Annotated in this window: 12 protein-coding genes and 2 pseudogenes; all 14 read left to right on the top strand. The window is 61.3% G+C overall.

What is annotated here, in order from left to right:
• Nucleotides 1-163: 163 nt before the first annotated feature.
• The gene (repC, locus tag ACGYLO_RS20705; protein ID WP_276154157.1) at nucleotides 164-1,375 is read left to right on the top strand and encodes a plasmid replication protein RepC; all 1,212 of its coding nucleotides are present in this window, start codon (nucleotides 164-166) and stop codon (nucleotides 1,373-1,375) included.
• Nucleotides 1,376-1,565: 190 nt separating this feature from the next.
• The gene (locus ACGYLO_RS20700; RefSeq protein WP_276154500.1) at nucleotides 1,566-2,186 is read left to right on the top strand and encodes an IS630 family transposase; all 621 of its coding nucleotides are present in this window, start codon (nucleotides 1,566-1,568) and stop codon (nucleotides 2,184-2,186) included.
• A gap of 514 nt (nucleotides 2,187-2,700) precedes the next feature.
• Nucleotides 2,701-3,176, top strand: a pseudogene (locus ACGYLO_RS20695) (hypothetical protein).
• Nucleotides 3,177-3,216: 40 nt separating this feature from the next.
• Nucleotides 3,217-4,158, top strand: a complete 942-nt coding sequence (locus tag ACGYLO_RS20690) for an ArdC family protein (protein WP_276154501.1) — start codon at nucleotides 3,217-3,219, stop codon at nucleotides 4,156-4,158.
• Between the two features lie 23 nt (nucleotides 4,159-4,181).
• A pseudogene (locus tag ACGYLO_RS20685) lies at nucleotides 4,182-4,454 on the top strand (DUF6330 family protein).
• An 87-nt stretch (nucleotides 4,455-4,541) separates the two neighbouring features.
• Nucleotides 4,542-4,931 carry a DUF3768 domain-containing protein gene (locus ACGYLO_RS20680; RefSeq protein ID WP_276154155.1) on the top strand — a complete coding sequence of 130 codons (390 nt, stop codon included), beginning with the start codon at nucleotides 4,542-4,544 and terminating at the stop codon, nucleotides 4,929-4,931.
• Nucleotides 4,932-5,089: 158 nt separating this feature from the next.
• Nucleotides 5,090-7,072, top strand: a complete 1,983-nt coding sequence (locus ACGYLO_RS20675; protein ID WP_276154502.1) for a ParB/RepB/Spo0J family partition protein — start codon at nucleotides 5,090-5,092, stop codon at nucleotides 7,070-7,072.
• Between the two features lie 76 nt (nucleotides 7,073-7,148).
• Nucleotides 7,149-7,742 carry a regulator gene (locus ACGYLO_RS20670; RefSeq protein ID WP_276154153.1) on the top strand — a complete coding sequence of 198 codons (594 nt, stop codon included), beginning with the start codon at nucleotides 7,149-7,151 and terminating at the stop codon, nucleotides 7,740-7,742.
• Nucleotides 7,742-8,395, top strand: coding sequence for a DUF6927 domain-containing protein (locus ACGYLO_RS20665; RefSeq protein ID WP_276154503.1), 654 nt, complete (start codon nucleotides 7,742-7,744; stop codon nucleotides 8,393-8,395). Before ACGYLO_RS20670 ends, ACGYLO_RS20665 begins: the two co-directional genes overlap by 1 nt.
• 126 nt (nucleotides 8,396-8,521) lie before the next feature.
• Nucleotides 8,522-8,848, top strand: a complete 327-nt coding sequence (locus ACGYLO_RS20660; RefSeq protein ID WP_005668772.1) for a type II toxin-antitoxin system PrlF family antitoxin — start codon at nucleotides 8,522-8,524, stop codon at nucleotides 8,846-8,848.
• Nucleotides 8,845-9,363 (top strand): type II toxin-antitoxin system YhaV family toxin, encoded by a 519-nt coding sequence (locus tag ACGYLO_RS20655; protein ID WP_276154504.1) that lies wholly within the window; start codon nucleotides 8,845-8,847, stop codon nucleotides 9,361-9,363. Before ACGYLO_RS20660 ends, ACGYLO_RS20655 begins: the two co-directional genes overlap by 4 nt.
• Nucleotides 9,364-9,455: 92 nt before the next feature.
• A complete protein-coding gene (locus ACGYLO_RS20650) occupies nucleotides 9,456-9,620 on the top strand; it encodes a hypothetical protein (RefSeq protein ID WP_276154505.1) in 165 nt (54 codons plus the stop codon).
• On the top strand, nucleotides 9,610-9,762 hold the full coding sequence (locus tag ACGYLO_RS20645) for a StaA (protein ID WP_248411066.1): 153 nt from the start codon (nucleotides 9,610-9,612) through the stop codon (nucleotides 9,760-9,762). Before ACGYLO_RS20650 ends, ACGYLO_RS20645 begins: the two co-directional genes overlap by 11 nt.
• 103 nt (nucleotides 9,763-9,865) lie before the next feature.
• The coding region (locus ACGYLO_RS20640) for a strawberry notch-like NTP hydrolase domain-containing protein (RefSeq protein ID WP_394377329.1) at nucleotides 9,866-11,675 on the top strand (1,810 nt) is incomplete at its 3' end.

Genomic DNA, 11,675 nt, shown 5'->3' with positions numbered 1-11,675 from the left:
CCCCGAGAAGCTAGCTTCACGAGACCTTTGTAAGGTTTCGCACCGGGATCAGACCGCTACAAAATCTCAGTTTTCGCACTTCTGAATGTAGCGTTCTGGCCCCTACCCCGCAAGCGCAAAGCGATTCGCGGGCCCTAGAATTTTTGTCTTCGTGGACATTTTCATGGAGTACACACCAATCTCGCCGTTTATGCGGCCGATATCGCACGCCCATTTGCGCGTCATTGAGCGACCCGAGGCATCTGTTCCAGCCAGACCCGTTAACAAGTGGGAACTCCTGCGCGAGCTCTCCAAGGCGCAAGCGGCCTTTGGGGTCTCGGAACGTGATCTGACGGTTTTGCAGGGGCTCCTCAGCTTCTTTCCGGACGATGCGCTTGGCGGGAACGCCGAGATGGTCGTCTTCCCCTCGAACAAGGCGATCTGTGAGCGCTTGAATGGTATGCCCTGCTCCACGATGCGTCGTCACCTCGCGCGTCTTGTCGAGGCTGGCTTGCTCCAGCGGCGCGATAGCCCCAATGGGAAGCGCTACGTCCGTAAGCACGGCGAAGACCGCGTTGCCTTTGGCTTCGATCTTTCCCCTCTCTACTGCCAGTCTGAGGAGATAGCACGGACCGCAGAGGCCGTACGTGAGGCTGAGGAGCGCGTCAGGCGCCTGAGAGAGGTCGTAAGCCTCATGCGCCGCGATCTCGCGGCCCTCGCCGAGTTCGGAGACGAGATGCAGCCAGGCCTAGGCTTCTGGGATCAGCTTCGCGACAAAGCTGCCCTCACGGCTCGCGCGCTCCGCCGCAAGCTTTCAGTTGAGGACCTCGCGGCCTATCGAGCCGACCTTGAAGCTCTCCTTGACCAGGCACGCAACGTCATTGATGGCCCTGAAACAGAAGAAATGAACACCAATGATGCCCAATCTGAGCGTCACCATCATAATTCAAAAAAAGAATCCATAGATCTTGAACCTGCTTTAGAAAAAAGCGGGGCAGCGGCGGGTGTGCCAGATGTGGATACGAATGAGCCGGTGGCTGACGTTGATGAACAGGACACAAGACACATGCCAAAGATCCCGCTGCACCTAGTGATCGCGGCATGTCCCTCGCTCAAGACCTTCTACCAAGGTGAGATCCGGCATTGGCATCAGCTCTTCGATGCGGCGTGCCATGTGCGGCCAGCCATGGGCATCAGTGCGTCTGCATGGGAAGAAGCACAGCGGTTCATGGGTCCGGAGCAAGCGTCGATCGTCGTTGCTGCCATGCTGGAACGCTTCGCGGACATAAGATCGCCTGGTGGATACTTGCGAGCTCTGACTGCTAAAGCTGCGGCAAACGAGTTTTCCTGCGGCCCAATGGTCATGGCATTGATTGGCGGGCGGAACGCGGCTTAACAGCTGTTAAACTCCGATCTGCTGCGGCTGGCTTGGCATAACTTAACAGCTGTTAAGTAGGCTCTCGGCACACAAACGGTGTTCGAGAGAGAAAAGTTGGGGGGTTGAGGTGTGGCGGTATTTGAAATCGTGAAAGTGGCTTTCGCCTTCGTCGCGGCGAAGATCTGATGACGAGGGCATCCCGATCATCATGGTAAAACCTCAGCTGGTGGCCACCGAGCGCCGCCGCGCAAGGGTAAAGAGCGCGCGGCACGATTGGCAGGCACGCCGTATGCCCGCCATGCGGTTGCAGCCAGAACGCCTTGTGTTCATTGACGAAACATCGGTCAAAACCAACCTGACCCGGATGCGGGGCCGCGCTCTGTGCGGACAGCGTCTCGAGATGGACGCGCCCTTCGGAAGTTGGGGAACACAGACGTTTATTGCCGGCCTTACCCGCGAGGCGCTGATCGCACCCTGGGTCATCAAGGGCGCAATGGACGGTCCGGCCTTCGCCGCGTATGTCCGAGAGGTGCTTGTGCCGGAACTGTCGCCCGGCACCGTCGTCATTCTCGACAATCTAGCCACGCACCGGAACGCCGAAGCGGCAGAGGCGCTCCGACAAGCAGGATGCTGGTTTCTATACTTGCCGCCATACTCACCGGACCTCAATCCCATCGAGCAGGCCTTTTCCAAGCTGAAATCCCACCTGTGCAAGATCGGTGCCCGGACCTTTACCGATCTTTTTCACGCGCTTGGCGATATTTGCCGGATGTTCACCCCGGACGAGTGCTGGAACTTCTTTCAGGCTGCAGGATATGTCTCAGGTTAAAACAGAACGGCTTTAATCTCTTGATTTCATGCCACCCGAACTCTTCAAAAGAGTGTTTTGATGTTGGCCGCGGACTGATCTGATCCGCCCGATAACGGAAAACAATTTAATAACAATAGGTTATTGCGTTCTGGTATTCGCGACGAGAAATCATGCCCATAATAGCCTTCATCGAAGTGGCTTCCCTTTCCAGGATGCCGATCCGCTACATCGACGGGAAGCCAAAGGATCAGCACGCTCTACGAAGAATCAGCACGCTCTACGCAGAAGTTGGCAGTTGCGGGCCGATTGAACGGTCTGGGCTATCTCGTGACGAAGAAACCGCCACAGGTCTAGCCGATAGGCCCTGTGGAAGTTCTGATCCCGTCGTGCCAGTACAGTTCGGTGGAGGTTGGGTGTTTAATGGGTTTGGTCCACGAAAAGTAAAAGTGTTCTTCGGGTTTTGTGACTGACGGATGAGGGCCTTTGGGGTGCCTCGGATGGGTCCGGGCCGAGTTCCGGTCTGCCATTCCGGATGAAGGGCATTCCCATGCAAACAGGTGTCTTGCGCGTGCTGCGCGCGACCGCTGCCTCTTGGTGGCGGCATAGAAAGCTGCGTCGAACCGGCGAGACGGAGCTGGCACGGCAGCTCGAGCGGAAAGCCGTTCTCCGCGATCTCGGCTATCTCAGGCAGTGCCAAACGCGCATGTGATCTGCGGGGATGGTGGGACGTTCATCCATCTCGGTTGGACCACCGTGTCGACTCTCGCGCCTATCGAGCGCTTCCCCCTGGCCGTGCTTGCGGTCGCACTAGGGACACCCGCCATCGACATTCGACCCGTCACCAATGTCATCGCCTTCGCGAACCTGCCGCAAGTTACGCGGGACGGTTCGGTCGACCCGGACCGTTCGGGTGCCGGCAGGTCCGTCTCGCTGACCACCTACATCGACATGGTCGAAAAGCTAGGTGCCAGCATCACCAACGATCCGCGGCCCCGTCGGTCAATCTGATCTCCATTCCCTCTCACCAAAACTCGAAAGGACGCCAGCCATGGCCCGATCCCGCACGCCCAAATTCGATGCCTCCGAGGTCATCACCAACGAAATCATCCGTATCATCGAGCGCGGCGTTCTGCCTTGGCGCAAGCCCTGGACGGCTGGCGGTAGCTCCAGACCCTTGCGCGTGGGCGGTGAACCCTACCGGGGAGTGAACAACTTCCTGCTGACGATGCGGACCGTGATGGCGGGCCACAGCTCTCCCTTCTGGATGACGCTGCCGCAAGCCAATGCGTTGGACGCAAAGGTCCGCAAGGGCGAAAAATCCTCTGTCGTCGTTTATTACGGTCAAAGCCGGAAAGACGCGGGCGCAGATGAGCATGACCGCAGTGACGAGGATGATCACTCCGAGGAAGCCCGTATATTCCGCTTCCAGAAATCCTACCGCGTGTTCAATGCCTGCCAGATCGAGGGTTTGCCGGATAGCTTCCATCCCGAGCCGGACCCGGTGCTTGAGCATCCTCCGTCCGAGCCCATCCCGCACATGCAGGCGTTTTTTGACGCCATCGACATCACGACCGTCTTCACAGGAACAGAAGCGTACTATTTGCCGCCCGTGGACAAGGTCTACATGCCGTCCATCACGCGGTTCCAGGATCCGCGCAATTTCTACGGGGTCTGGGCCCATGAGCTGGCCCATGCCACGAAAGCCCCCCATCGACTGAACCGTGATTTCGGGTTCTCGAAGTTTGGCAACACGTCCTATGCGCGCGAGGAGATCGTCGCGGAATTGACCTCGGTGTTCCTGGGTCAGGAACTTGGCTTTACGGCGCATACGCTCGAGATGAATGCTGCCTACCTTCACAACTGGTTGCGCGTTCTTCGGTCGGACAAGGGCGCGATCTTTAAGCACGCCGCTGATGCGCAGCGCGCCTGCGACTACCTGATCGCACGGTCGGAGGCCGGCAGGGCAGGGCGCAGCGCCGAGGCCGCCTGACCACACGGAGAACGGAGACTCGGATGTCTCGCAAGGAACCCAAGACGCTGCGGCTGGCCGGGCTCCGCCCGTTCTTGCCTCAAACTGTCCCCCGGACAGTTTGCCGTTTCGCGGACCGGCGCGAACTCAAAGACGGCCGTCGCAAGATCATCACCTTCAAACGCGGTGCCTATTGGTGGAGCGCGTCTGAGGGCGCTTATCCGCTCTCGGCGGCACTTGAGAGCATCAAGGACTAGGGCGGCTGGATCGAAACCATCCCCAACCCGAATTACAGACCCAAGGGGCTGTTCGGGTAAGGCACCTTCGGCTACGGACCTTCCGCCCGGCGGAAAAGAAAAAGCGGACTTCGTGAAGGGTGTTTCAACTTCTCAAAGGAGATCCCTATGTCCATGATCGTTCAACCCCAGCCAGACCGTCCAGATCCGACCGTGATCGCGGCGCAAAACGATGCGTTTCGCAAGCTCGCTTGCCTCGGGGTGCCGCCCGCGCAGCCCATACAGGGCCGCATGCATGTCACCCGCTCGATTATGGAGGCTGGTGACGGCTTCATAGCCGAGGCGGTAAAGGCTACGGGCATGTTCGACACGTTCGAACCCGAGAACGACCCGGAGGGCTGGCATGATTTCGGGCCGGTTGAGATCCGCGGCGAGACCGTGTTCTGGAAAATTGATCTCTATGAGGCGGATTCCGACTTCCGCTACGGGGCTGAGACCCCTGACAATCCCGCCACCACCATGCGCGTACTGACCATCATGATGGCGCGCGACTGGTAGAGGGGCAGGGGGACTCCTCCCCCAACAAGCCAACAAATGAAGGCCCGCTGGCCCTTTAAAGGGAGAGTGGGCCTTTCGTCGTGGTGATCCCCGATGCCGGGGATTGGTCACGCGCGTGAACGCGCGGGCCCCACATCATCCACCGAAAAGGATATCCCATGACCGCAAGTTTCAAACCCGTCTCCGTCGCCATCGGCGATCTGACAGCTCACCCCGCCAATGTGCGCAGCAACGCGCCGGAAACCTATGATCCTGAGAACATCGCTCATCTGAAGGCCAGCATCGCTGTGCTGGGCCTACTCCAGCCGCTCTTGGTCCAGAAGCTTGACGGCAAATATGCTGTCCTCGCCGGTGGCCGGCGCCATGCCGCGCTTAAGGAGCTGATCGCTGACAAGGCCAGCAAGGGGTTCACGGCGAAAACCAAGGTCGACTGCCGCCTTGTCCCTGAGGAGAGCGACGCCACCACGGCGCTGTCGCTCGCCGAGAACATCACCCAGGCACCGATGAATGCCATCGACGAGTTCGAGGCTTTCGCCCGTATGATGGAGGTCGACGGCCAGACGCCCGAGACGATCGCAAAGACATTCGGCACGACCGTCGCCGCTGTGAAAGGCCGGTTGCGCTACGGTCTGATCCACGCTGACATCCGCGCCGTGGCCCGGGCCAAGACGATCACGCTCGATACGATGAAGGCCTTTGCCGAGCATCCCAGCCAGGAGGTGCAGAAGGAGGTCTACGAGGCACTCACCAAGGAAGACAGCTACCTGCAGGCCTACTCCGTCCGTCAGGCGCTCAAATCCCGCGGGGTGCAGGTCAGCGATGATATCGGGGCTTTCGTGCGCGCGGACTACGAGGCGCGTGGCGGCGCAGTCGCGGCTGACCTTCTGGAAGAGCATTCCGTGCTCGAGGATGCGGCGCTGGTCGAGACCATCCTGCTCGAAAAGCTCGGTGCCGCTGCCGAAGAGGCCCGCATAAAGCTGGGCTTTGCCTGGGCCGATGCGATGGTCCGCTATGATTACGCGACCATGGCCGACTACGGCCGCGTCTATCCCGGCCCGATCGAGCCTGATGAGGCTGCGCAAAAGCGCATCGATGAGATCACCGCCGAACTCGAGAAACTGCAGCTCGAGATGGAGGATGAGGGGCTCGAGGACGGTGCCTACAACGCGCTTTACGAGCGCGTGGACGCCTTGGAAGAGGAAGCGCGCGATCTGCAGGAGGCCTACAGCGCCGAGGACCTAGCGCGGTCTGGGGTAATCGCGTCGTGGCAGGGTGGGCAGATCACGCTCCATGTTGGTCTCGTCCGCCCCGAGGACACCGTCAAAGAGGAGGGCGCGCGCGGCTCCTCGGCTAGCCCGACCGGGGAGGAGGCCCCGGACCCGGACGAAATCACCTATCCAGCCTCACTGGCTGAGGACCTCAAGACCGAGCGAGCCATGGCGCTTGGGGCCGCGATGGCGCTGCATCCGGAAGCCACGCTCGATCTGACGCTCTTCAAGCTGGTCAGTGACGTTCTGGCCAGCGGCATGAGTGTCACGCAGGCGATCAAGATCGATGCCCGCAAGGAATACCGCAGCCATGCCAAGATGGACGAGATCGACGAGACCTCGCTCGAGCAGGTGGCGGCGGCGCATGATGCACTTGATCTCTCCTGGCTCGATGACGCCCGCGCGCCCGCCGATCAGTTCGCGGCGTTTCGCGCGCTGGAGGCCGGCGAGAAGGCCAAGCTCGTGGCCTATGCCACGGCCAGCACCACGCAGTCCTGCTTCGCGCGAGACCGCCAGCGCGACAGCCTGATGCATGCGTTCGAGATCGAGATCATGCCCGACATCCGCGCCCACTGGACGCCGAATGCGGCGCTCTTCAACCGCTTCAAGAAGGCTTGGCTCCTGAAGATCCTCGGCGAGGATCTGGGTCTCGCCCAGGAGGCGGTGACGCTGGCCTCGTCGAGCAAGAAGGAGATCGTCGCCTTCTGCGACAAGCTCTTCGCCGAACCCTTCGCCACGCTGACGGACGCGCAGCGCGCTGCCGTGGCCGCCTGGTGCCCGCCGATGATGCAGACCAACGGTGTCGCCTCTGATGAGGCGGAGCCCGCTGCGGAAACCCCGGAGCCTGACAGCGAGGTCCCGCAAGCGGCCTGAGTCCTCACGCGACCCGCGCGTGGATCATGCCACCCGCGCGGGTCGACCCTTCCAAACCGAACAGAAAGACATCCCCATGGCTATTCTCAAGTTCTCTGCGTCCGCTGTCGCGGCGCAAATCGCCCATGCGCGCGCCTGCAAAACCTTCCTGCCCAACTGGAACGGACCCGTGGACAGGCCCGCCCTGATCCTCATCGTCGGCAATGGTGTGCATCTGCGCTCAAACGGCATCGATGGCACGACCACCCGCATCGTCACCACCGAACAGGCCGATCCGTCCTTCGCCTTCGCCGAAGGCATGAACCCGTTTCGGGACACCGACTGGATGGCGCAGCGCCGCATGGCGTTTCGCGATCTGACCGGCCAGTTCTACACCGACATCCTGGATGACGTGCAGGTGCTCATCGACCGGGGGCGGGGGGCCATCCGGCTCGCCACCGATGGCCACAGCATCCGCGTCTTCGTGCGCCGGGCTTCGGACTATCTCATCGGCGGGACCTACGAGGTGCCCTCGGGCCTCGGCGGCACCTTCCGGGTCATTCTCAAGGATGCCTGCGACACCTTCGCGATCGTGCAGAACTGCGGCAATTGCGAGGATTTCGACGCCATGCAGCCCTATCGCGTGCCACTCGATGCGCTGATGGAAATCGATGACCGGAGGGCGGCGTGATGGGATGGCTTTTCTACACCGACGGCCGCGTCAAATCCTACGCGGATGAGAAAGCGGAGATTGCTCGGCTGTGCACCTTCGAGGGCGACACGCGCAAAACTGAACTGGTCAAAGCCTGCAAGGTGGGTTCGACTTGGTACGCGGCGGCAAAGGTCATCAATCTCGACGGCACCCCTGTCGAAGACACGACCTATGTGACCGATGCGGACGGGTCGATCACTTTTGGCGCTGTCTTCCTCACCCGATACGATGACGGCTTCTGGGGCTACAAGGACATGGAGGAAAGCGCTGGCCCGAACGAGTCTCGTGCTCCCCTTGGGCTGATCGAGCTCCTCTCCGACCTGAAAGACCCGGACAGCTACGCCCAGGACTGGCGTCAGCGCTGCCGGGACTGGGCGTCGATCCCGGACTACGAGGAAGGCGACAAGATCAAGCTCGCAGCACCTGTGACGCTCTCCGATGGCAGTACCTGCCAGATTGTCATCGCGACCCACTACAGGCGCGGGCGGCAAAAACGCCGCTGCTACCGCATCGAGGAAACTGGTGGGCTCGTACGCCTGTCAAAGGCCTCGCTTGCGGGCTCGGAGCTGCTCAGCTCCGCGAAAGGTGCGGCTAGCCCGGTGCTGGCGGAGTTCCTGGCCGGGCGAGATTAGGTCCTGCGCCGGACGGTTCATCGGCCTGCCCGGCGACAGCAGATGCTGCGGCTTGTCTTGACAAGGCAATGCAAATGCATTACCCATCGCAGGTAGCAAATACCCCCTTTCTTTCAGGAGACTGCCATGACAGCGCTCGCACAAGATGTCTCGAAACTCACGGATCGGTATCAGACGACCGTGCCGGCGGGTGTGCGCAAACAGCTCAAGCTGGGCAAGGGCGACCAGATTCGTTACTGCACCGAGCCGAGTGGCAGGGTCTATATCGAGCCCGTGCGCAGCGACGAGGAAGATCCCGTGCTCGGAGCCTTTCTCGATTTTGTCGAGGCCGATATCAAGGCGCATCCGGACCGCATTCGGGCGTTCGATGGGGCTTTGCATGACCGTCTTGCAGCACTGGTCGGAGACGTTGACGTCGATCTCGATGCGCCGCTATCGCTCGAGGATGAATGAGCGGCGATAGCGTGCCCGCCCAATCGCCCCTTGTCGTAAACGGATGGTCGATTTATGCGCATCCGCTCTTTCTGGATCAGCTCGAAGGGCTGACTGAAGAGGTCGAGGCGCGTAAAGCACGTGATCCTAAGACCTGGCGCAAGAAAAACCCGACGAAACGGCTGGCCGCCATCTTCAAGCTGGTCACCGAAGCCATACCGGCAGATCCGGGTGCCGCGGCCTTCCGGCAAGGCGGCACACTCGGCGATCACCGCAAGCACTGGTTCCGGGCGAAATTCTTCCAGCAGTATCGGCTGTTCTATCGGTTCAACAGCGATGCGAAGGTCATCGTGGTGGCCTGGGTGAACGACGACAAGACCCTGCGCGCCTACGGCAGCAAGACGGATGCCTATGCGACGTTCAAAGGGATGTTGGAAGATGGCAATCCACCTGACAATTTCGACGCGCTCTTGAAAGAAGCTGCAGCGGCGGGCAAGCGGTTCGAAACTTCCCTTGAAGCGGTGCCCGATCGGTAAGTGGGCCAGCTTGCTGTGACCCTTTGGCATTATCGTTTACGACGCCCGCTGGAAGATGTAGCTCGGCTGATAATAGGGTCGGAGAAAGCACAATGATTGAGGCGGAAAAGGATAGGCAGCACCTCGGGCTAGAGGAGCAATGCGCGCCTGACCTGACGGGGCACCGTTTCCCAATTGCTGTGCAAGTTGCAGACATGCCCGATCACCTCGGCAAGCTGCTGGATATCGGGCTCGAGGAGCATTTCCGTGGCGGTTGATGTCAATTCGTATGACGCGTGGTTTCGCGCGAAGGTGCAGGCCGCGCTGGAGGAGGAATGCACGGGAACATCTCAAGTTCAGGTGATGCAGGCCGCACAGGCATTGATTGATGCGAAACGGGAGGTCGAACCCAAGTCCTGACCAAGCCTTGGAGGTCAGCGCGGTCTGACCTCCTTCACCCTGAAAAGCGAAAGCGGGCTTTTTGTCCTTTGGAACTCAGACCCTGATCCAAAGGAAAATCCCCATGACCAAGCCCAAAACGGCGAACCCGACTTCTTCAATCTCCGACGCTGATCTCGCCTCTGCGCTGGCGCAAATCGGCGCGGAGATCGACCACCAGCCCCTGCGCAGCTCGGCGCTCGCGCGCATCATGCGCGAGACGTTTCTTGGCAGCGATGCCAGCGGTGCCTGGGACTGGCGCATGGCATATGACCTGATGCAGGCCGCGGCCATCCAGATGCTGCTGCGTGGGGACAACGCAGCAGGTGATATCGCTACCGCAAAGCTCGTTGCCTCTCGGCTGCTGACGGAAACCCGCCGGTCAGAGCAGCAGATCAGGCTGCAGCAGTTTTCCACGCCGTTGCCTTTCGCGGCAATGGCCGTGCGGGCGGCAGCCATTCGCAAGGGCGAGACCGTTCTGGAGCCCTCGGCTGGCACCGGCGCTCTCGCTGCTTTCGCGGAACGGGCTGGTGCCACGCTTCTGCTCAACGAGATCGACCCCTTTCGCCAGGGCCTTTTGCGCGCGGTCTTTGGCGGCGATGTGACGGGCCATGACGGCGAGCATATCGACGATCTTCTGCAGACGCCGGTTCTGCCCGACGTCGTGGTGATGAACCCGCCCTTTGCCTCCTCGGTCGATCGGTCGCGAGACAAGCACATCGCTGCCAAACATCTCATTGCGGCTGCCAAGCGCCTGGCACCGGGTGGGCGGATGGTGGCGATCATGCCGCAGGGGTTCACATCTGAGCGCGATGCCGCGCATTGGTCCCGCGCCTGCGGCCTTCTGACGCCGCGCTTGGCGCTCACGATGCCGGGGCAGGTCTATCGCAAGCTCGGCACAACTGTGGAAACCCAGCTGATGGTCTTCGACAAGGTGCAGGAGGCTGGCGAGATGATCCGCGCCACTGTGTGCGATCTGGATGAAGCCCTTCCTTTTGTCGATGCCGTGGCCGCAACCCGTCCCGAGATGCGCCCCGCCCAATGGGCGGCAGCGATCCCCCATGGTCGGCCGACAGTTCCATCATCTGCCCGGCGCAAGACCGCCGCTGCGCCGGTCGCTGCCTCCAAAAGCGGCGCCAACGCTGCCATCCCGCTCACCTTCACGAGCTTCGATGTCCCGCGCGACAACAGGCCCGTCTCGGAAATCTATGCGCGATACCGCCCGCAGCGTATCGAGATCGCGGGGGCACAGGAGCATCCCACGCCGCTGGTCGAAAGCATCGCCATGGCCTCTGTGGCCCCGCCAGTGCCCTCAGACACGGCCAGTGCGGAACTGCGCCTGCCCGGCAAACTGATCGAGGAGGGACATCTCTCCGAGGCGCAGCTCGAGACCATCATCATGGCCCATGATGCCCATGGGCGCGACCTGCCAGGACGGTTTACCATCGATGACGACCAGACCAAGCTGACGCGCGCCGATGATGACCAGGATGCAAATGCCTACCGTCTCGGGTATTTCCTCGGCGACGGCACCGGTTGCGGCAAGGGCCGCGAATGCGCCGGGCTCATCCTAGTGAACTGGCTTGCGGGGCGCAGAAAGGCGATCTGGGTTTCCAAATCCGCCACGCTTATCGAGGACGCGATCCGCGACTGGACCGATCTCGGCGGCTCGCCCGCCGACATCCAGCCACTCTCCAAATGGAAACCGGACCAGCCCATTCCGATGGGCGACGGTATCCTGTTCGTGACCTACGCCACGCTGCGCTCGGCGGGCAAATGCGGCACCACGCGGCTGAGCCAGATCCTCGACTGGATGGGCGAGGGCTTCGAGGGCGTGCTGGCCTTTGACGAGGCCCACGCCATGCAGAACGCTGGAGGCTCCGAGCAGGGCAGGG

Source organism: Sulfitobacter sp. 1A13353 (assembly GCF_043557255.1).
Lineage (GTDB): Bacteria > Pseudomonadota > Alphaproteobacteria > Rhodobacterales > Rhodobacteraceae > Sulfitobacter > Sulfitobacter faviae.
The sequence above is the reverse complement of the archived record's forward strand: the minus strand, read 5'-3'. Positions and strand labels throughout refer to the sequence as shown.